Here is a 21,516-nt window from a genome sequence, read left to right as displayed (position 1 = left end):
CTCACAACAAAGCTATCTAAACAAGGATGAGATGATGGCAAAACTTGCGCAAAAACTATTATTGGCTCTCTCTGGACTGCTACTGAGTCATACTGTAATCGCAACCGTCAGTCAGACCAGCGATCATATTGCCCCAGAACTTGGTGATGTTCGAACCCAACAACAGCAAATTACTGCACAAAAATGGATGGTTGCCACAGCTAATAGCTATGCCAGTGAAGCTGGAGCTGAAATATTGCAGCAAGGTGGTAATGCCATTGATGCCATGGTTACTATCCAGCTGGTCTTAGGCTTAGTAGAACCTCAATCGTCGGGCATTGGTGGTGGTGCTTTTTTGCTATATTGGGATCAAGAACAGCAAAAACTCACCAGCTTTGATGGTCGAGAAACCGCCCCTTTTGCTGCAACACCCCAACTTTTTCTCGATGATAAAGGCCAACCACTGACGTTTTTTGATGCCGTGGTGGGAGGTCGCTCTGTTGCAACCCCTGGTACGGTAAAACTGCTATGGCAAACCCATCAACAATTGGGAAAATTGCCGTGGAAGAGTGTGGTGCAACCGGCGATAAAACTGGCACAACAAGGCTTTATTGTTTCGCCACGACTGGCCAATGCGATAGCCCAAAGCCAAGAGAGTTTAAGCAAATTTGCCCCAACCCGCGCCTATTTCTTCCATCCTGATGGCACAGCGCGCCAAAGTGGAGAACTTCTTACTAATTCAGATTACGCAGCCACCCTCAAACAAATTGCCGAACATGGCGCTAAAGCCTTCTATCAGGGAGCCATAGCAAAAGATATTGTGGCAACCGTGCGTCAAGCTCCAACCAATCCAGGTGTGCTCAGTGTGTTAGATTTAGCAGCTTATCAGATCAAACAACGCCAGCCTATTTGCGCGCCTTATCATCAATATCAGATTTGCGGTATGGGTCCACCCAGTTCAGGAGCCTTAACCGTCGGTCAAATTATGGCGATGCTTAGCCACTACCCAATGGCAAAATTAGGCCCCAATAATATCACTAGCTGGCGGTTATTGGCCGATGCTTCTCGTTTGGCTTTCGCCGATAGAGGCCGTTATATGGCAGACAGCGACTATGTACCTATGCCGAAACAGGGGTTATTAGCACCGCAATATATAGAAAAAAGAGCGCAACTACTTAAGGGAAAAAAAGCCTTAGCCCAGGTCGAGCCCGGACTGCCAAGTTGGCCTCAAGCTATCAAGCAAGCCGATGACCAAGCGATTGAACTTCCCTCAACCTCCCACTTTGTTATTGTCGATAAGCAAAAGAATGTCGTCTCAATGACCTCAACTATCGAAAATGGCTTTGGATCTCGCTTAATGGTTCGAGGCTTTTTACTTAATAATGAACTGACTGACTTCTCTTTTCGCAGCCAAGTGGACGGCGTGCCAATTGCCAATCGTGTTGAGCCCGGTAAACGCCCACGCTCCTCCATGGCACCCACGATAGTGCTAAAACAGGGCCAACCATATTTAGCAATAGGATCCCCAGGTGGTAGCCAGATCATTGGTTATGTCAGCAAAACCCTATTGGGGTATTTAAGTTGGAATTTATCACTGCAACAAGCCATTGATTTACCCAATATGAATAACCGTTTTGGTTCTTATGAATTAGAACAAAACACAGAGGCAGAACAATGGGCAGAGCCACTCAAAAAGTTAGGATATCAGGTGCAAATAAAAGATCTGAATTCAGGCGTTCAGGCGATTGCGCTTAAGCCCCAATCCGATGGTTCAATTCAGCTTATTGGCGCCGCAGACCCACGCCGAGAAGGCAAAGTGATTGGACAATAATAAAAAACGCCATCTTTCATCGATGGCGTTTTACTTTTTCTGTCACATTAGATTGCGGTTAGCTTAGCGTATTGAGTGACCAACCATTTAATCCCTTGACCATTAAAGGCGACTTGAACTCGACTTTGAGGGCCACTACCTTCGTAATTAATAATAGTGCCTTCACCAAAGGTTGGATGCTCCACACGCTGACCTAAACTAAAACCCGTTTGATTAAAGTTTTCATTAACTGTGGTTTGACTAAAGCGGCCAGTACTCACAGGGCGAGATACTTGCGCCTTCATCCGAACTTCATCAATAAAGTGTTCTGGGATCTCTTTTAGGAAACGAGATGGCTTATGGAAATTATCTTTACCATACAAGCGACGCATTTCTGCATGAGTTAAGTAGAGCTTTTGCATCGCACGGGTCATACCCACGTAACACAAACGGCGCTCTTCTTCTAATCGTCCCACTTCTTCTGTCGTGCGTGAACTTGGGAACATCCCCTCTTCCATGCCTACCATAAAGACCAGAGGAAACTCCAGACCTTTGGCGCTGTGCATGGTCATCAGTTGCACCGCATCTTCAAAATCGTCAGCCTGACCTTCACCAGCCTCTAAAGCGGCATGAGATAAAAACGCTGCTAGATGAGTCATCTCTTGTGCTTCTTCTGGGATCTCAAACTGACGAGTTGCGGTGACCAATTCTTCTAAGTTTTCAATACGCGCTTGGGCTTTCTCTCCCTTTTCTTGCTCGTACATCGCCCGAAGTCCTGAATTACGAATCACATCATCGGTTTGCTGATACAAAGCAAGCTCGGCGGTGTCATCTTCTAGCGCATCTACCAATTCGATAAAACGGCGCAAAGCATTAGCCGCACGACCTGCCAAGACCTGATCATCTAACAGAGCAATACTCGCTTGCCACATGGTCATGCTGCGATCACGAGCAGCTAAACGAATGGTTTCCAACGTGCGATCACCAATACCACGCGTTGGGGTATTCACCACACGTTCAAAAGCCGTGTCGTCATTACGGTTGCTGATCAGACGCAGATAAGACAATGCATCTTTAATTTCCTGACGCTCAAAGAATCGCATGCCACCGTAGATTCGATACGGCATACCTGCTTGAATCAACGCCTCTTCCAACACACGCGACTGGGCGTTACTACGATAAAGGAAAGCCACTTCATTAAGAGTGCCTCCTTGATCGCGCCACTCTTTGATCTTACCAACAGCAAAGCGCGCTTCATCCAGTTCATTAAATGCAGAATAAAGGGAGATGCGATCGCCATCAGCACCGTCAGTCCATAGGTTTTTACCCATGCGCTCATTGTTATTGGCAATCAGTTCGTTAGCCGCTTTTAGAATATTGCCAGTTGAACGGTAGTTTTGCTCAAGGAAGATAGACTTAGCGTCATGAAACTCACGTAAGAAACGAGAGATATTCTCCACTTTGGCACCACGCCAACCATAGATAGACTGGTCATCATCACCCACAATCATCACGTGGCAATCTGGCCCTGCCATTAAACGTAGCCACGCAAATTGAATGCTGTTGGTATCTTGGAACTCATCGACCAAAATATGCTTAAAGCGAGCCTGATAGTGCTCTCGAATGAATTTATTATCTCGAACCAATTCAAACGCACGCAGCAACAACTCAGCAAAATCGACTAAGCCGGCACGGTCACACGCTTCTTGATAAGCGGCATAAATGCGTTGCCAAGTCTGCTCTACCGGATCGTTAAAGGTTTCGATTTGATGAGGACGCAACCCTTCATCTTTTTTGCCATTGATATACCAAGCACCCTGACGAGGTGGCCACTGCTTCTCATCTAGGTTTTGCGCTTTGATCAAACGGCGCAGCAGACGAAGCTGATCGTCAGAGTCCAAGATATTGAAATCTTCAGGTAAGCGAGCATCCAGATAATGGGCACGAAGAATTCGGTGACACAAACCGTGGAACGTGCCATTCCACATTCCAAAAGTTGAGCCTTCCATCAATTCATTAATACGACCACGCATTTCAGCAGCCGCTTTGTTGGTAAATGTCACCGACATAATTGAGTACGGCGACGCTTGCTCAATAGCAATCAACCAAGCGATACGGTGAACAAGCACGCGTGTTTTACCACTACCGGCTCCTGCCAGAACGAGGTAATTACCTAACGGTGCTGCTACCGCTTCTCTTTGTTTGTCATTGAGCCCATCTAACAGGAGGGAGATATCCATAGTGAGTTACTGGTTATTTATACAAGGATTGCAATTATAACAGCTGAAAAAAAGAATGCTCCGTTATCTTTTTATCCGCTTATCACAATGCAAACTACGACTCATGTTCTAGGCTTAGCGAAACATAAGTTAAAAAACATCAGCAATAACCGATAAAACAATCAATGATAAACGTTGAAGAAACCGCTTTTTGGGGCGGGCTCTTTCTCACTTAATGCTTTCATTAACCGAACTCATCGCCACTAAAGGCAATAGTTCATCCAATTGGTGGATCTCAATATCTGGCTTCATGTCAGAGCTTAATGCCCTAAAATCACGTCCTTTATCATTAAACCAACAGGTTTTAAATCCAGCCTGTTGAGCGCCCTGAATATCGCTAATTGGATGATCGCCAACATGAAGAATTTGCTCTGGTGCCACTTGCAGCGCATGTACCGCTTTATCAAATAGGTTGGAATCCGGTTTTGCGAGCCCATCGGGACCGGCACAAAATCGGTGCTGGAAATACGTGCCTAAACCAATTTTATCGATATCCACATTACCATTGGTGATTGCTACCAGTGGAAAATGTGCGCTCAATTGAGTGAGAAGTTGATGAGTAAGAGGTGGGACATCAACTTGGTTGCGCACGGCAAGGACATGTTCAACTGCACGATCAGCGGCCAACGCCGCAGCCGCCTCTCGATAACCTAACTGCATTAATGCCACTTTAATCGACTGATAGCGCCATAAGGTAACATCGTGCTTTAACCAAGGATCGGCTAGAGCCAAACGTTGCTTTAACTGAGGCCAGAAACCATCACGGAATAACAAAAAACGCTCATCAAACTCAGCCAACCATTGATGCATAGCTTGCTCTGCTCGAACGATAACTTCTCGATTATCATAAAGTGTATCGTCTAAGTCGAAGCTGAGCGCTTTAATCCCGTTCAGTGAATTTTCTAATCGCAGTTGTTGCATGCTGTTCCTACTTTATTAACACGATTTTTATCGGCGACCACGTTTGGCGCGAGGATGAGCCTCATCATAAACCTTGGCCAAATGTTGGAAATCCAAGTGAGTATAGATCTGAGTGGTTGATAGATTAGCGTGGCCAAGTAACTCTTGTACTGCACGTAGATCGCCACTTGATTCCAACATATGTGTGGCAAAACTGTGACGCAATTTATGGGGATTAATATGACTTGAAACGGCCTGTTTTTGTCCCCACTCTTCCATTCGTTTTTGTACATTACGATTAGAAATTCGCATACCACGCTTAGAAACAAATAACGCCGGTTCATCACTATGGGCTAAAGTTGCCCGCACCTTTAACCAATTGCCAACCCACTCTTTTGCCAAGCCCGAAAACGGGACTATCCGCTCTTTATCCCCTTTACCAATCACCCGTAAATCACCTTTTGTCAATTGGATATCTTTTAGATTCAACCCGACCAATTCAGATAAACGTAAGCCGGCACCGTACATCAGTTCCATCATCGCACGATCTCGGATGGATAACGGATCATCGCCCTCAACACTGAGCAGCTGATCCATCTCATCCACATCGAGGTTTTTCGGTAATGGGCGAGCTTTCTTTGGTGCTGAAACCCCTTTCGCTGGGTTAGCTTTTAAATCGCCTTGAAACACCAAGAAATCAAGAAAACTACGCAGAGCCGAAAGACGCATGCCTAAGCTACTGGCTTTTAACCCACTTCGCATGCCTTTACTGGCGATCTGACGCACCCAACCCGCATCCAATTGCTGCCACGAAGTCACTTGCATCTCAACCAACTGTTCAGCAATGGTTGAAAGCTGACGTTTGTAGTTTTGTTGAGTGTGTAAACTCAATTCACGCTCACTGCGCAAATATTCATAAAAGCGTTCTAAAGGTCGACTTAATGATGTTGGTATAACAGGGTTCGTCACAGTGCTGCCTCATCCAACCATAATGCAAGTTGCGAACTCATCACGATGGCTAATTGTTGTAAAAAAAGCGTATCCATCGCAGGGTGAAAATGGCCACCTTCGGTACTGGAAAAACCCAGAACTCCAAGCGTCTGATGCTGCTTTAATGGCAGTAATGCAAAAGAGCCTAAATCTGGCGGTTGACTGAAAAAGAGTGCGGCTTGCCCATGACGAAGTCGCCCAAGATAGATATTTTGCTGCGGCATAAATGAGCGTTGAAACTGAGTAAAAGACTCTCGCAACAGCCAAGCCACATCACTATTAATCTCTTTCAGTAGCGGTTTTGCTGCTTCAGGTTCCGCCAATAACCGAATACTGATATTCAGTTGATACTGCTGAGCAAATTGCTCCATTAAAGGCATCACTTGCTGTAGACAACGAGCTTGCATCAACTTGGCTTGTAACGAAGAAAACTGCTGAAACAATTGATCATTTCGTTTTGCCTGATCGGTTAATTGCTCTAATTGATCTTGCAGTTGTGTCACTTGGCCGCGTAATTTTTCTAGCTGAATATCCACCAGCGATACGGCACCACGCTCATCATGGTGGACTCGGATCTGAGACAATAGCTCAGGGTGTCGAGCAAAGAAATCTGGCTCTTTACGCAGATAAGAAGCGACTTGCTCGGCACTTAATTCATCACAACTTGCTTGCTCTGCCAGTGATGACGAAGCATTCATAGCAGCACCTGCCCATCAAATACATGAGCCACAGGTCCTGTCATAAAGAGATTTGAGCCATTACCGTTCCAGCGAATACGCAAATCACCACCAGGTAGCGAAACCGTCACTTCTTCATCAAGCAAGCCCTGTTGACGACCGATTGCCACTGCCGCACAGGCACCACTGCCACACGCTTGGGTTTCACCAGCACCACGCTCATAGACGCGCAACTTTACTTCACTGCGAGAAATTACCTGCATAAATCCCACATTTACCCGTTCAGGAAAACGCTCATGAGACTCAAGCAGCGGACCCAATGTCTCGACATCAGCGGTAAGAACATCATCGACAACGGTTACACAATGAGGGTTGCCCATACTGGCAGCACCACAAAATACGGTTTGATCACCAGCGCGTAAAATATAGGTTTTTTCGGCTTGGTTAGCACGAAATGGAATCTTAGCCGGATCAAAAATCGGCACACCCATATTGACCGTAACCTGATCGTCATTTTCCAATTTCAGTAACATCTTTCCAGCCTTAGTACTGACTGAAATATGGTACTTATTGGTTAAACCTTTCATTGAAACAAAACGAGCAAAACAGCGAGCACCATTGCCACACTGCTCAACTTCACTGCCATCGGCGTTAAAAATACGATAATGAAAATCGGTTTCCGGATCGTAAGGTGGCTCGACAATCAAAAGTTGGTCAAAGCCGATGCCACGGTGGCGATCAGCTAAACGCCGCACCATATCAGGAGAAAAAAACACATTCTGGGTGACGGCATCGACCACCATAAAGTCATTACCTAGTCCATGCATTTTGGAGAAATTAATCTGCATGACATTCCTTATTCTGGTAGCAGGCTTTCACCCTGCCACAACTGTTGTAGTGTTTCACGTTGACGGACTAAATAGCTCTGCTCACCATCGACCATGACTTCTGCGGCACGGGCGCGAGTATTGTAGTTTGAGGCCATAACAAAGCCATAAGCTCCAGCTGAGCGCACCGCTAAAAGATCATTGGGCTCCAGCGCAAGTTGACGATCTCGACCGATAAAGTCACCCGTTTCACAAATTGGCCCAACAATATCGTAAGTCTGCATCTCACCTTGACGAGGAGAGGCTGGAATGATGGCCTGCCAAGCTGAATAAAGTGTCGGACGAATCAGATCATTCATCGCGGCATCAACAATGGCAAAGTTCTTATATTCCGAATGTTTTAGATACTCAACCCGAGTTAGCAAAATACCGGCATTAGCGGCAATGGCACGACCAGGCTCAAAAATCAGCTCCAATTCTGGATACTGGTTTAAACGTTCCAATAACGCGATGGCATAATCTGATGGCTCAGGAGGTTGTTCTTGATCATAAGTCACCCCAAGTCCGCCACCAACATCAAGATGAGCGATAGTAATACCTTCGTCGGCTAACGTATCTATTAAGCTTAGCAGGCGATCAACGGCATCAATAAATGGGGTAATTTCGGTAAGTTGCGAACCAATATGACAATCCATCCCCACCACATTAAGGTTTGGCAAACGGTGGGCTAAGCGATACACATCTAATGCTCGCTCAAAAGTGATACCGAATTTATTATCACGTAGGCCGGTTGAAATATAAGGGTGAGTTTTCGCATCCACATCTGGATTAATACGTAGCGAAATAGGTGCAATCACACCTAGCTCTGCTGCCACCTGATTTAATCGTTCAAGTTCTGGCTCAGATTCCACATTGAAACATTTTATCCCAAGAGACAAAGCGCGAGTCATCTCGGCCACAGTTTTACCCACGCCAGAAAACACCACTTTACTTGGGTCACCACCAGCGGCGATCACACGCTCAAGTTCCCCTAATGATACGATATCAAAGCCCGAGCCCAGTTTTGCCAACACATTTAAGACCGCCAAATTTGAATTAGCTTTTACCGCATAGCAGATTAAATGAGGGTGAGAAGCAACGGCCCGATCGAACGCCTGCCAATGACGCTCTAACGTTGCGCGAGAGTAAACATAAAGCGGGGTACCATACTGCGCAGCCAATGATTGTGCCGAAACTTGCTCGGCCCACAATTGGCCATCTTGCTGATAATTAAAATAATCCAATGTGTTTCTTCCCTGTTAATATGTGCCTATTCAATACCGTTATTGAGCTTGAGACTGATCCGGTTGATCTTTTGGCATATACAACGCGCCACTTTGACCACACCCAGTAAGTGCCAAGATTGTGAAGATGAAAATTGCTACTAAACCTTTACGCATTTTTTATAAAGCCGTGATTATCCTGTCAATGCCCTTTATAATCTCACTCAGAGCAGGAAAAGCAATAGGATAGCGTGGGATGAACGATACAGAATACCATCAATTGGCTGAACAAGCTTTTATGGCGATAGAAGAAGGCGTTGAAGAATCAGGGGTAGATATTGAACCTGAAATCACAGGTAACGTATTAACTCTTGAGTTTGAAAATCGCAGTCAGATTGTTATTAACCGCCAAGAACCGCTGCACGAACTGTGGCTAGCTTCAAAATCAGGGGGTTATCACTTCCAGTATCAAGATGGTCAATGGCGCTGCACTCGCAGTGGTGATGAGTTCTTCGATGTAGTCAAACGTGAATGTTCTCTACATGCTGGCGAATCGGTCGATTGGTAAGCCCCAATCTCTTTTTGCCTCACGATCAAAAAAGCCTTCACAAATTGAAGGCTTTTTTATCTATACCGCAAAATTAACGAGGCGAGTAATTAGCAATATTTGGCAACGTATTGTTATTACCCGTTTGCGGACGACGCTGCATTTGTTGACCACTCTTATAAGGTAACACCTGTACCCCTTTCTCGTTATGAACGATGTCGTAGAACTGCGGCAAATTAAAGTTGATGAAATTCGCGCTGTAACTAAAGCGGTCTTGTGCTGAAGTATAAAAACGGTTTACCCCATGCACCAATTCATCTTTGTCACCACCACACTGACGGTAGACTTCAATGCGGTTGGTTTCATCTAAAATATAGATATTGAAGCCGTCATCACAATCTTCAAAGAAGAACTGAATTAGACCTTCACTGGCATAAGCATCAACAATTTCAGGTGGATGAGGCTCTTCTCCCATTTCCACTACAGTATTTGCCGAACCAATCAGCTTGTTTGCAGAAATACTGCGATAAAAATCGATGGAATTTTCCAGCTTCTGAACCGAAACACCACGGCGTTCAAAAAACAGACCATACATCTGGTTGCCAATACGAATGGCTTTAAAACGGCGACGTTTCTCTTGTTCTACAGGCTTTAAACGCATTTCAATACACTCAGCCACCAACTGGTACACTAAGTTTCGAATCAAACCACGCATATGCTTGCTGTAACAAAAAACATCAACCAACTCTGGCGGTATGGCATCTTGGTGCATCTTACCCAAAATGGTTTTCAATGCGTCCAACATCGCACTCTCACCTTTAAAGTTCAAAGTACGAACTTCATTCCATGAGTTACGATAGACCAGATCCACACTCCCTACTAAGCAGTGTTGCTCTGGGCCATAGCTAAAGATGTCGGTATTTTTAAAGTCAAAACGAACCGATGAGCGATTTTTTAATTCCGTGGTTGGGTCTTGTTCTAAGTTAATAAAGATACCCAACTGACGAATTTCACACGGACTCGATAGCGCCTGCAAGCTTGGTTGTGGTCGGCGTATGGTGAAAGTATTGCGAATATCACTCACCAACTGATACAGCTTATCAATGTCCATATCACTGTCACGAACCACAGTATGTAGACATGTCGACTCGGTTAATAAGCCATTAAAATAAGCCCACGCCACCAACTTAGAGAGATAACGGTTATGCTCAAGAGCTGGCTGACCCAAGATGGCATACGGCTCTAATGGCTGCTTATACAGATACCAACCTGCAGTATTTGTCCGGCCCGCAGGAACCTGAATTAATGTCAGATCTTGCTCATGCAAATCGGGGGATATCTGAGGGTTAAGCAGAGTCACTTTACCCGGTAGCACCTCGAATGCCGCATAAAGTTTACGCGCTAAGATACTGATATCTTCAGGGCTTATCGCTGATGTAATATTATTGCGGCGCGCAAATCGAATCAGGTTACGGTAGCTCAACATTAACGCATCAAGCAGTTCGTTATGCGCTTGTTTAACCTGATTTACTTTCCAGTTACGGCGATTATCGAGCGCCCACAGATCAGCTGGAGTCCACTGCCACTGCTCGGTTAGTTGCTCCAGCACACGACGACGCCAAGCCACTGAACCCAACGCTGGAGTTCGAGTTAGCTTCTCGTGTGTTTTGAGATAAAAACAGCGACGAACTAAATCTAAGCGGCGATGATCATCAATTCGCTCTAGATAACGCGTCACTTTTTCTAGCATTAAATAGTACGCGTCCATACAGTATTCAGTGCGATCTTCAGCAAAGAAACGACGTTTACCATCTAAGCTCAATAATTGAGTGTGTGGGTACTCCCAAGAATACGCTTCCAATAAAATCGCTTTTAATACCGACTTATAAGGAGAATCGATACTCTTATAAAGTTGCCACAAACTTGAGCCAAAATACTCTTCAGCAGGAATACGACTGACCCCACCAAAATCAACCCACTCATTACGACGAATATGACCTTGCTGTTCAAGGTAATCGACATATTGGTCGTAACACTCTTCCATCTCAGGTGGCACCATAAACCAAAGCAACGGTAAACCTGCCAAACAAACGGCTGAACGGTAGAACTCATCCAACAATAACAAGTGCTGGCTAGAACCACAGTTTTCTCCGGTCATCTCTTCTGAGAAATTGTGACGGAAGCGATTTTCATCAATTAAGAAAAAGTTCGCTTCAACCCCTTGGCTCATTGCCCACTCTGAAACCAAGGAACATTTACTGTCTAAGATTTGGCGCAACTCAGATGACAGATCGGCACGAATGCAGACCCAAATATCTAAATCACTGGTAAGGCTTTGACCGATCGAGGCAGTACTGCCCATCGCATATAAGCCAGTAATCGGACAAAGATCATCAGCAATGTTAAGAGGCGCAACGACCTTGTCTGCTGTCAAACCACAGTCATCAACAAACTGCTGTTGAGTATGAGAAAGTGAGAAACCAGCAATCCCCTGCGGTACCTCATCGTCGAGGTATCCAGGTAAAGCCGGATGATTGATATGAAGTAAGACTGGTAGAAGGTCAAAAACCTGTACTGATTGCGCATCCATCGCAATGCGTGCACGTTCAATACGCAGTTGATTAAACGACTCTAATCTACTCTTTAACGTCTTGATATAATTATGCAAATTACTCTTCCAAGAGCTGCCAGCGTTAAGCGGCCCAAATCTTGTCATTAATATGGCAGCCTGTGTGCTACCTGTGAGCAAAAACGTGATCAATTTAACAGTTTTTGTATTACCCGTAAAGTTAATGACGCTATATGACTCAGCTTTTCAGCACTCATGAGTCATCTTCAGATTTTGAAAATTTCCCTATTAAATAAGTATGAATCTTATAAGTCAGCAGTAGCCATTCTCTAAGCTGTTGATCGCTCGCAGTAACCGTGATGTTATTCACAAAAATCTCAATAATAATACGACGAACATCAGGGAAATAACAGGACAACAACAAGTTCATGACCCAGATAGGCAATGAGTGGTAGGATTAGTCTACATTCATTTAAGTACTGTCAGTTAATAGGTCCTTTTACTATGTCCCATACCCCTATTCGCATTGCCACTCGTAAGAGTCCACTAGCAATGTGGCAAGCAGAATTTGTCAAAGCAGAACTGGAAAAAGCGCATCCTGGCTTGGTCGTAGAGCTAGTTCCTATGGTCACCAAAGGTGATGTTATTTTAGATACGCCATTGGCAAAAGTAGGTGGTAAAGGGCTGTTTGTAAAAGAACTCGAAGTGGCTATGCTAGAAGGCCGCGCCGATATCGCCGTTCACTCAATGAAAGATGTTCCCGTTGAGTTTCCACAAGGTCTTGGTCTTGTCACTATTTGTGAACGTGAAGACCCTCGCGATGCCTTTGTTTCCAACCGCTACAACTCACTAGAAGAGCTACCTCAAGGATCAATTGTTGGTACTTCAAGCCTTCGCCGTCAATGTCAACTACGCTCACAACGTCCAGATCTGATTGTTAAAGATCTGCGTGGTAACGTAAATACTCGCCTCCGTAAACTCGATGATGGCGAATACGATGCAATTATTTTGGCGTGTGCGGGTTTAAAGCGTCTTAAAATGGACGACCGCATTCGTGCAGCTATTGCGCCTGAAACTAGCTTACCAGCTGTGGGCCAAGGTGCAGTAGGCATTGAGTGTCGTTTAGATGATACTCGCGTTCGAGATCTACTTGCGGCCCTAAACCACCAAGAAACCGCAACTCGTGTGTTATGTGAGCGCGCCATGAATAACCGCCTTCAAGGTGGCTGCCAGGTGCCAATTGGTAGCTATGCTGAGTTGCAAGGCGATCAAATTTGGCTACGAGCGCTTGTTGGTGAACCTGATGGTAGCCAAATTGTCCGTGGTGAAATTAGCGGTTCTGCCAACGATGCAGAAGCTTTAGGTACTCAACTAGCAGAGCAATTGCTAGCCGATGGCGCAAAACCTATTCTTGAGCGCCTATATCAAGAACACTAATGACCATTTTAGTAACTCGGCCTAGCCCTGATGGCGAACAGTTAGCTCACCAGCTTTGTGCGGTGGGCTTAACCGTAATTCATCAACCATTACTGGCTATTACGTCAGGAGATGAAGTAGATCTACTCATTTCTCAACTAAATTGGCTAAAATCTGATGATTTTCTGATTGCAGTCAGTGATCATGCAGTCAAATTAGCGCACAATTATTTACAGTCACAAGGTGCGAGCTGGCCAAAAAACGTGCATTATATGGCCGTTGGTCATAAAACCGCCGCAACTTTAGCAAAAGTTACCGGTCAAAGCGTTTTAATGCCGCAACACCGTTGTGATAGTGAAGGGCTCTTAGCACTCCCAGAGTTGCAACAGATTCGCCATCGTCGAGTACTGATTCTACGCGGCAATGGCGGTCGAGAGCTTATTCGTCAAGAGCTAATCGCTCGCCATGCTGAAGTTCACTATTGTGAAACCTATCAGCGTTGCTGGCTGCCATTAGATGGCACAACATTGGCAGACTCTTGGCAGCAACAACAGGTCGATAAATTGGTGGTTACCAGCGGTGAGCAACTTGCTTTTCTCCACCAACTCGTACCGCAACATAATCATGCTTGGTTTCTCAATTGCCATCTTTTCGTACCAAGCCAACGTATCGCCGACCAAGCTTCACAACTTGGTTTTACACATATTTCCACCGTGGGTAGTGCCTCAAATCAAGCACTCTTCACGTTCCTAAGCAATATGAGCACGATGGGATAATCGGATGACTGAAAAAAAAATAACCAATGACAGCGCTGCAGAGAAGCAACAAGCACCATCCGGTGCAAAAGCTCAACCGACGAAAGCTGCAAAGGACACTGCACCAAAAGCACCTAAACCGGCACCACAACAAAAAAGTGGTGGCAGCAAAACCGGTCTGATTGCTATCGCGCTTGTCATTGCTCTAGGTGGTGGCCTGTATTATCACGGCCACCAACAAAGCCTCGCTCAAGAAGCTCAAATCACTGCGCTGCAAAATCAGTTAAGTGGCTTGAAAAATTCACTAGCAAGTAATGAACAAAGTGTTCTGAGTAAAGTAAACACGACTCTAACCAGCACTGAAGTTGCGCTAAACCAACAAGAGAAATCCATTTCTAGCCTACAGATGGCTCTGGCTGAAATGAAAGGTCGCAGTCCAAACGACTGGCTATTGGCTGAAGCCGATTACCTAACCAAAATGGCAGGTCGTAAATTGTGGCTAGAGCACGATGTTAATAGTGCAACAGTGCTACTAGAAGCGGCAGATCACCGTATTGCAGAACTGAACGATCCGAGCCTTAAAGATCTACGTTTAGCACTAAACAATGATATCACTTCACTTAAAGCGGTAGCCCGTGTTGATCGTGATGGTTTGGTATTACGCTTAACGAGTCTTGAGCAACACGTTGATTCCCTGCCTCTTGCTAACGCTTTAATGCCAAAAGCACTTGAGCAAAAAGCACAAACTGTTTCTCAGTCAGTCAATGACTGGAAAGTGAACTTAATGACTTCGCTAGAAAACTTCAGCGATCACTTCATCACCTATCGTAAGCGTGACGGTAATGTTGTTCCACTACTATCGCCACAACAAGATTTCTACTTACAAGAGAACATTAAAAACAAGCTAGAAACTGCCATTCGTGCGGTTTACCGCGAACAAGGCGAAGTGTACAAACAGTCACTGATCACAGCGCAAAAATGGGCTGAACAGTACTACGACATGTCATCACCTGCGGTACAAAGCTTTGTCAAAACACTTGAGCAGCTAGAAAACCAAAATATTGAAGCGGTATATCCTAAGCAGCTTAAAGCACAAGCGATCTTAACTAACATCATTAGTGAGCGTTTACGCAGCCAAGTGAAGAGCCTAGCGACTGAAGAGAGTAAAGCAGAAGCGGTAAAACCAGCAGCTTCTGAAGTAAAAGCAGCACCAAAAACTGAAGCTAAAGTAGAGACTGAAGTTAAAACTGAAGCAACAGAAACACAGAGTGCTCCTCAAGTAGTATCACAGGAGAATCAAGCATGATAAAACTGCTCCTCCTAATTGCAGCCTTAATTGCAGGTATTGTTGTCGGTCCAGACCTGGCAGGTAGCCAGGGTTATGTACTGATCTCATTTGCCGAGCAAACCATTGAGATGAGCCTAACCACTCTGGTTATCTTAATTGTTGCTCTGCTAGCCCTATTCTTTGTTGTTGAATTTATCCTTCGTGGTCTATTTTCCATGGGTAGCTCAACTCGCGGTTGGTTCAGCCAGCGTAAAGCACGTAAAGCACGAACTCTTACTGCAGATGGCTTAGTAAAAGTTATCGAAGGTGATTGGAAGCAAGCAGAGAAATTAGTAACAAAAGCGGCAAAAAACAGTGATGCTCCTGTTTTGAACTACTTAGCTGCAGCAGAAGCGTCACAAGAGTTGGGTAATACCGATCAACGTGATGAGTACCTAAAGCGCGCTGCTGAGTGTGACGGTCAAAACCTAGCGGTTGGTCTAGTTCGTGCAAAACTGCAAATTCGCCAGCAACAATATGAGCAAGCTCTAGCGACTCTTCAAGAAATTAAGCGTGATAATGGTCGTAACCTGATTGTGCTGAACCTACTTAAAGAGTGCTATATCCAACTAGAAGATTGGAAAGCGCTGCTTGAGATTCTGCCACAACTTGAAAAAGATGGCGTTATCACCACAGAGACCAAAAACCAGCTTGAACTTGATGCTCAGCGCGGCCTAATGGTACAGATTGCAAAACAGTCTGGAAGCGATGGCTTGATGAGTCACTGGAATGGTCTAAATCGTAAGCTAAAACAGCAATCCGTTTTAGTTGCCGCTTTTGTTGAGCAGATGATTAACTGCAATGCAGACAACGACGCTTACACTGTGCTTCGCGAATACTTGAAGAAGACATCTGATGACACTTTGATTAACCTAGTGCCTAAGCTAAAGCTATCAGATAACCATCCTGCGATTGTTCGCCTACAAGACTTACTTCGCCATGATAGCCGTAATGCAGCAACTCATAGTGCATTAGGCCAAATGTTCGCTGCAAATGGTAAGTGGCAAGAAGCAAAAGAGCACTTCACTCAAGCAGTGGCGTTGCGTCCAGATGTTTCAGATTATGCACACCTAGTACAAACGTTAGAAAATCTTGATGATAGCCAAGGTGCAGCTCAGGCATCTCTCCAAGCATTAAATTTGGCACTTCCAGCCAAAATTTAACATTTACCACCAAGATTTAAATGAGTTAAAAGCGCCCTGATGGGCGCTTTTTTTATCTCAAATTCCGATGATTATCGCAATAAATAACCAAAGATGTTTCTAACTGTTAACAGCCATTTCAACTTATATCTGTCCCATTGCTAACAAATTGTAAAACCTGTTCAATATGGTTTCTCATTGCTCACAAGACGGATAATTGGCTATGGATATGCTTCCTTGGTTAATCGTATCGGGCATTGTAATTTCTGTAATTACTTGCTTGATGACCGCGGTTCTGATCAAAGAATCAAACTAATAAAAAGGCCTCCACATCACTGGGAGGCCTTTTTGTTTATTCGGGACAGTTAAATACCCATACTTAACTTTGCTTTGGCGAGGGCTTTCTCGTATTTTTTAACGGCCTTAGCGGTTTTCTTCAGCAGTTTGGCTTTCTTCTTCGCCAGCTTTTTCAATTTCTTTGCTTTCGTTACAACACATTCTTGTTCCTGAACCTCAAGTTCCGGTTCCGCTTGTGCCGCAGCCAGTGTTTCCAATCGAGCTTGCCCTACAGCCGAGGGTTGAGGCAAGGCTTCAATATTATTATCAACAATCAAAGCTTCTGCTGTTGCTAGCCCAGTAATAGCTAAAGGTGCAGGATTCAGCAATACTTTATGCTGAATAAGCGCACTGGGCTTGCACAAATACGCTTTATCACTGGCAACGCGTGTACAGCTACTACAAATATAATTCGGCTCACTCACAATCTGCGATATCAATGCAAACTGATCGGATATTTCAGCACGACGATACTTACACAGTGATTTAGTCATTGATAGCACTCCTTCAATGACAACGGAAATATTCCTCTCACATTAAACGATAATGATTCGTAATACTAGAAATTTTATTGCTCGATTTAATTACGCTTTCATTCCAGATTTAACATACACATCGAAACGGTTCTTCTTAGTTTCAATGGCCATTGATGGCTGCTCTCCGGCTAAGAATTCTGCGTAATCAGGGCGTTTAACGACAACACGTTTTGTTGCCAATGCCATCGCAGGTGCAAACAAAGCATCGGCATCTAAATCAGCACCAACTAATGTTTGGAAAACGCGCATCTCTTTTTTAACCAGCGCCGATTTCTTTTTATGAGGGAACATAGGGTCAAGATAAACGACATCAGGAGCAACAAAGCCATCTTGCTCTGCCAATTGATATAAAGCGTCATGGCTTGAAGCGTGCAGTAGATGCATTCGGTCTCCAACCCAAGTCCCAATCTCGCTATCATTCTGCGCCCGTTGTAAGCCATCATCTAACAGCGCTGCAACCACAGGATGACGCTCAACCATATATACGGTACAACCAAGCGATGCGAGCACAAACGCATCACGTCCCAATCCCGCAGTACCGTCTAATACGATAGGGTTAACCCCGCTTTTCAAACCAACGGCTTTAGCAATTGCTTGGCCTCGGCCACCACCAAACTTACGACGATGGGCTACCGCACCACCAGCTAAATCGACAAATACCGCACCCAATTTAGGCTCATCTAATTTACGAAGTTCCAGCTGCTCTGTCGTTAATACTAACGCAAACTCACTGCTGTCATCATGGTGTAAACCCCAACGTTGTGCCAAGGTATCGAGCTCTGATTGTCGCTCTGGTGCTTCACATATTAAAGCGATGTGCACGGTATTCTCCGGTGATTATGATTATTTCAAAGTGATTATATCATTGGTTCAGGTTCTTGGCTTAAATCGTCGACCAACTCTGCTAAGGGCTTAGGCTGCCCAAAGTAATACCCTTGGGCGTAATCGACACCTAGGCTTTCGAGCTTATCTAAAATGGCTTTGTTTTCGACAAACTCTGCAACTGTCTGTTTACCCATTTTTTTCGCCAGTTCATTGATCGCTTTAACCATAGCGAAATCCATATCATCTTTATCTATATCTCGTACAAACATGCCATCAATTTTTAGCACATCGACAGGCATTCGTTTTAAATAACCAAAAGACGATAACCCCGAGCCAAAATCATCTAAAGAGATCAAACATCCCAGCTCTTTTAACTGTGTAAATAGAGAGATTGCTTGAGTCATATTACCAATGGCCGCGGTTTCCGTAATTTCTAAACAAATTTTATTGGCAGGAACCGTACTATGTCTAATTTGATGTAATAGGAACTTTACAAACTCTTGATTACCAATTGACTGCCCAGATAAATTAATCGAGCAGTGCCCTAACTTCTCAATCGCTTCAGGATGTTGTTGATACCAACTTAATACCTGTTGAATGACATAACGATCCAACAGATGGGCAAGATTGTAACGCTCAGCAGCAGGAATGAAGACACCAGGAGAAGCAATAGAACCATCTAGCTCTCGCATTCTAAGTAAGATTTCATAATGATGATTTTTACTACTACGGCCAATAGGCGCAATCTGCTGGGCATACAGTTCAAAGCGACACTCTACAAGAGCACGACGAATCCGATTCACATAATGCATTTCATGTTCGCGGCGCTTAAGCTCTTCATCATCAGGACGGTAGAGATGGAGACGATTACGTCCTTCATCTTTTGCCACATAACACGCAGTATCCGCCTGAGCATGTACTTGCTGCGGAGAGCCTGCAGTTTTATCAATTAAGCGAATACCCAATGAACAGCTAAAATTGAAACGGGTGTTTTGCCATAGAAACTCGGCATCATCGAGTAAGTGCAAAATTTTCCGCCCTAAAGCGAGCGCTTGCTCTTCATCACAATGACGTAGAATAACGGCAAATTCATCACCACCTAAACGGGCGAGAATCGTATTTTCCGTTGCCAAGTTTTGTAGGCCTAATGCAACCTGCTTAAGAGCCTCATCCCCAGCTTCATGGCCTGCGGTATCATTAATAACCTTAAACTGATCCAGATCGATATACAGCATCGCATGTTGGACATCTTGCTGTTGGACTTCATCTAACGCTAACTCCAACTGTGATTCGAAATAGCTGCGGTTGTACAACCCAGTTAAGTAATCATGATTGGCTTGATAAGCTAGGCGCTGTTCTAATTCACGAGTTGATGTGATGTCTTCTCCCACAATCAACAATTGATGTTTCGCCTGAGCCTGACGAACCGTTTCACGCACCCACACCGTTTCACCATCGGCTCGACGATATTGCACCTGACGACGCCATACTTCTCGTGATTCTACCCCTGAATGAGAAATAATTTGGTGCGGAGGTAAAATGCCTTCAAGATAAAATTCAGTGATCTTATGCCCTAATAGATCCCGCTTGTGGTAGCCAAGCAGATCCGCAGCAAACTGATTAACCGATTGAATTCTTGCGCTATTATCTATCGTTAGCAAAATAACAGGCTGCTGCTCATACAGTAAGTGATAACTCACTTCACGTTCGCGCAGTTTTTGCTCCATCTGCCGACGACTGGTCATGTCCCGAGCTTCAAACAGAATTTGAGGCTCTGTTGCCGCCTGATATGGCATGGCTTTCAGTGATATATCAAGAATTCGAATACCATCGTTTTGACTTTGTGCTTTTGCTTCAAAACGCAGTAAAAATTCAGTATCTGCTGCTAAAAAAGCCTGATTAAGTTGGCTTGCGGTATCACTGTTCCAACATAACCATCGCCAAATTGGTCGATCAAACTTCACGCCATCATCACCAAGCATCTCTTGTAGAGCTAAGTTCGCTGAAACTAAATGGCCATGTAAGTCCAATATCCCTATATACTGAAAACTCTGGTCAAATACCGTTTCAAATAGAGCTTGGCTGCGCTGTAATTGTTGTTCACTGCGGCGTAAATGGCGAATCATCAGGCTCAATAAAATAATCACCGAGCCCATCACCAATACCACAAATCCCAATGTTTTAAGCTCTTTATGGTGACGTTCAAACCAAGATAGTGGACGATTTACGACTAAAGCTTGTTCATTACCAATGCTGATCCCCCAACGACTCAAAGCTTGGTAGTTAAACATCACTTCATTTTTATTGGGACGAATATAAGGGTAATGGGTAACCTTTCCTTGTAGCACTTGCTCTAATAACTCGCCAAGCCCTAGCCCTAATTTATAGCCACTGGTTACCACGCCACCTAAAGCGCCATAATTGAGCATATAACTGTATGGAACAAATACAGGAGCTGATGCATTTGCAGTAAATTGCGATAAAAACTCATCGCTTGGCATGTAGTTTCCTAAGCCATCAATAAAGTAACTGAGAAAAATCACAGCAGAGTCTTGGGGAAGCCATTTGGCTTGATCGAACATCTCTTTGAATGAGTACTGCCCCATACGAGTAAAAGTAATATCTGGGTTAGGATGCTGGCGTAGATAATTACGAGCAGACTGCCACATTGATTTACCCGTTAAGGTATCGTCGGCAATAAGGAAAACTTGCTTAAGATTGGGCTTCACATTAAGTGCTAATTGAATATTATCGCCAGCATCTTGCAGCTCGATAAATCCAGCAACTTTAGCAATCGATTGGTGTTTACTGGCTGAGTAATTATTAATACCGCCAATAATAACGGGTGTATTACCTATTTCACTACCCAATTGATCAATGAGCCATAGTGCCCGATCATCAGTAACAACAATGGCACTGTATTTTTCACTACGAAGTTTGATGCGATAAATGGCCACTAATTCATGTAAATAGGCTTTAGACTGATAGCGCTTACTGTCCATATAACTGACATTAAGTGCGATATTTTTATTGGCAGTGATATCCTCAAGCCCAGATTGCACCGCATCGGTCCAACCTAAACCTTGGTGGTACGAGTGAATAACCAAAACATTTTGCGTCTTTACACTATCGGCAAACACGGATGTTGAGATCAAGAAAAGCGCAATAGAAAACCAACGTAGTACCACTTACCCGCCTTATTCATCCAATCTAAGCTAAATCTGGCTTTCATCGCCACCAAAGCTGTATTGTAATTTTATTAACCGTTGGTTTACTACTATTAACAACGAAATATAATGGATTATTGACAGAAGAATGGTTGAAATAAACCAGAAAAAA

General features: G+C 44.4%; 17 protein-coding genes. 6 read left to right on the top strand and 11 right to left on the bottom strand.

Going from position 1 to position 21,516, the window contains the following annotated elements:
* The first annotated feature begins 34 nt into the window (after positions 1-34).
* Positions 35-1,810: a gamma-glutamyltransferase gene (ggt, locus tag CTN07_RS13695; protein WP_050787778.1), complete on the top strand. Its 1,776-nt coding sequence runs from the start codon at positions 35-37 to the stop codon at positions 1,808-1,810.
* Positions 1,811-1,857: 47 nt separating this feature from the next.
* Here ggt and uvrD read toward each other — a convergent pair whose 3' ends face one another.
* From uvrD to lptM, 7 genes are all read right to left on the bottom strand, one after another.
* Complete coding sequence (gene uvrD, locus CTN07_RS13690) at positions 1,858-4,029, bottom strand: DNA helicase II (RefSeq protein ID WP_036764576.1); 2,172 nt, start codon at positions 4,027-4,029, stop codon at positions 1,858-1,860.
* A 207-nt stretch (positions 4,030-4,236) separates the two neighbouring features.
* On the bottom strand, positions 4,237-4,980 hold the full coding sequence (locus tag CTN07_RS13685) for an HAD-IA family hydrolase (RefSeq protein ID WP_107183724.1): 744 nt from the start codon (positions 4,978-4,980) through the stop codon (positions 4,237-4,239).
* Positions 4,981-5,016: 36 nt separating this feature from the next.
* Positions 5,017-5,937, bottom strand: coding sequence for a tyrosine recombinase XerC (gene xerC / locus CTN07_RS13680; RefSeq protein WP_005302019.1), 921 nt, complete (start codon positions 5,935-5,937; stop codon positions 5,017-5,019).
* Positions 5,934-6,656: a DUF484 family protein gene (locus CTN07_RS13675; RefSeq protein WP_005302022.1), complete on the bottom strand. Its 723-nt coding sequence runs from the start codon at positions 6,654-6,656 to the stop codon at positions 5,934-5,936. Before CTN07_RS13675 ends, xerC begins: the two co-directional genes overlap by 4 nt.
* Positions 6,653-7,483: a diaminopimelate epimerase gene (gene dapF / locus CTN07_RS13670; RefSeq protein ID WP_005302025.1), complete on the bottom strand. Its 831-nt coding sequence runs from the start codon at positions 7,481-7,483 to the stop codon at positions 6,653-6,655. The genes CTN07_RS13675 and dapF overlap by 4 nt, the downstream gene beginning before the upstream one ends.
* Positions 7,484-7,491: 8 nt before the next feature.
* A complete protein-coding gene (gene lysA, locus CTN07_RS13665; RefSeq protein WP_005302027.1) occupies positions 7,492-8,745 on the bottom strand; it encodes a diaminopimelate decarboxylase in 1,254 nt (417 codons plus the stop codon).
* 39 nt (positions 8,746-8,784) lie between these two features.
* Positions 8,785-8,901 (bottom strand): LPS translocon maturation chaperone LptM, encoded by a 117-nt coding sequence (lptM, locus tag CTN07_RS13660; protein WP_005302030.1) that lies wholly within the window; start codon positions 8,899-8,901, stop codon positions 8,785-8,787.
* 79 nt (positions 8,902-8,980) lie between these two features.
* Here lptM and cyaY point away from each other — a divergent pair, with 79 nt between their 5' ends.
* Complete coding sequence (cyaY, locus tag CTN07_RS13655) at positions 8,981-9,292, top strand: iron donor protein CyaY (protein ID WP_005302033.1); 312 nt, start codon at positions 8,981-8,983, stop codon at positions 9,290-9,292.
* A 73-nt stretch (positions 9,293-9,365) separates the two neighbouring features.
* On the opposite strand, the gene CTN07_RS13650 is transcribed toward cyaY, so the two are convergent.
* A complete protein-coding gene (locus CTN07_RS13650) occupies positions 9,366-11,939 on the bottom strand; it encodes a class I adenylate cyclase (RefSeq protein ID WP_036765189.1) in 2,574 nt (857 codons plus the stop codon).
* A gap of 405 nt (positions 11,940-12,344) precedes the next feature.
* On the opposite strand from CTN07_RS13650, the gene hemC reads away from it, so the two are divergent.
* The 4 genes from hemC to CTN07_RS13630 are packed head-to-tail and all read left to right on the top strand — an operon-like array spanning position 12,345 to position 16,501.
* Positions 12,345-13,277 carry a hydroxymethylbilane synthase gene (gene hemC / locus CTN07_RS13645; protein WP_036764578.1) on the top strand — a complete coding sequence of 311 codons (933 nt, stop codon included), beginning with the start codon at positions 12,345-12,347 and terminating at the stop codon, positions 13,275-13,277.
* Positions 13,277-14,032 (top strand): uroporphyrinogen-III synthase, encoded by a 756-nt coding sequence (locus CTN07_RS13640; RefSeq protein ID WP_005302043.1) that lies wholly within the window; start codon positions 13,277-13,279, stop codon positions 14,030-14,032. Before hemC ends, CTN07_RS13640 begins: the two co-directional genes overlap by 1 nt.
* Positions 14,033-14,036: 4 nt before the next feature.
* Positions 14,037-15,317: a uroporphyrinogen-III C-methyltransferase gene (hemX, locus tag CTN07_RS13635; protein ID WP_005302046.1), complete on the top strand. Its 1,281-nt coding sequence runs from the start codon at positions 14,037-14,039 to the stop codon at positions 15,315-15,317.
* Positions 15,314-16,501, top strand: a complete 1,188-nt coding sequence (locus CTN07_RS13630) for a heme biosynthesis protein HemY (protein ID WP_005302048.1) — start codon at positions 15,314-15,316, stop codon at positions 16,499-16,501. The genes hemX and CTN07_RS13630 overlap by 4 nt, the downstream gene beginning before the upstream one ends.
* Before the next feature lie 344 nt (positions 16,502-16,845).
* Here CTN07_RS13630 and CTN07_RS13625 read toward each other — a convergent pair whose 3' ends face one another.
* From CTN07_RS13625 to CTN07_RS13615, 3 genes are all read right to left on the bottom strand, one after another.
* The gene (locus CTN07_RS13625) at positions 16,846-17,310 is read right to left on the bottom strand and encodes a hypothetical protein (RefSeq protein WP_036764580.1); all 465 of its coding nucleotides are present in this window, start codon (positions 17,308-17,310) and stop codon (positions 16,846-16,848) included.
* Positions 17,311-17,400: 90 nt separating this feature from the next.
* On the bottom strand, positions 17,401-18,174 hold the full coding sequence (locus CTN07_RS13620; RefSeq protein WP_005302053.1) for a class I SAM-dependent methyltransferase: 774 nt from the start codon (positions 18,172-18,174) through the stop codon (positions 17,401-17,403).
* A gap of 35 nt (positions 18,175-18,209) precedes the next feature.
* Positions 18,210-21,365, bottom strand: a complete 3,156-nt coding sequence (locus CTN07_RS13615; protein WP_005302056.1) for a bifunctional diguanylate cyclase/phosphodiesterase — start codon at positions 21,363-21,365, stop codon at positions 18,210-18,212.
* Positions 21,366-21,516: the final 151 nt, after the last annotated feature.

Origin of the sequence: Photobacterium damselae (genome assembly GCF_003026815.1) — a bacterium.
Classification (GTDB): domain Bacteria; phylum Pseudomonadota; class Gammaproteobacteria; order Enterobacterales; family Vibrionaceae; genus Photobacterium; species Photobacterium damselae.
Note: the sequence above shows the minus strand (reverse complement) of the source record. Positions and strands in the feature narration are given on the sequence as shown.

What these genes read in the sequence shown, in the direction of transcription:
- CTN07_RS13625 (WP_036764580.1), bottom strand. Translation starts at nt 17,310, where the DNA reads ATGACTAAATCACTGTGTAAGTATCGTCGTGCTGAAATATCCGATCAG.
- hemX (WP_005302046.1), top strand. Translation starts at nt 14,037, where the DNA reads ATGACTGAAAAAAAAATAACCAATGACAGCGCTGCAGAGAAGCAACAA.
- dapF (WP_005302025.1), bottom strand. Translation starts at nt 7,483, where the DNA reads ATGCAGATTAATTTCTCCAAAATGCATGGACTAGGTAATGACTTTATG.
- ggt (WP_050787778.1), top strand. Translation starts at nt 35, where the DNA reads ATGGCAAAACTTGCGCAAAAACTATTATTGGCTCTCTCTGGACTGCTA.
- CTN07_RS13640 (WP_005302043.1), top strand. Translation starts at nt 13,277, where the DNA reads ATGACCATTTTAGTAACTCGGCCTAGCCCTGATGGCGAACAGTTAGCT.
- hemC (WP_036764578.1), top strand. Translation starts at nt 12,345, where the DNA reads ATGTCCCATACCCCTATTCGCATTGCCACTCGTAAGAGTCCACTAGCA.
- CTN07_RS13630 (WP_005302048.1), top strand. Translation starts at nt 15,314, where the DNA reads ATGATAAAACTGCTCCTCCTAATTGCAGCCTTAATTGCAGGTATTGTT.
- CTN07_RS13675 (WP_005302022.1), bottom strand. Translation starts at nt 6,656, where the DNA reads ATGAATGCTTCGTCATCACTGGCAGAGCAAGCAAGTTGTGATGAATTA.
- cyaY (WP_005302033.1), top strand. Translation starts at nt 8,981, where the DNA reads ATGAACGATACAGAATACCATCAATTGGCTGAACAAGCTTTTATGGCG.
- uvrD (WP_036764576.1), bottom strand. Translation starts at nt 4,029, where the DNA reads ATGGATATCTCCCTCCTGTTAGATGGGCTCAATGACAAACAAAGAGAA.
- lptM (WP_005302030.1), bottom strand. Translation starts at nt 8,901, where the DNA reads ATGCGTAAAGGTTTAGTAGCAATTTTCATCTTCACAATCTTGGCACTT.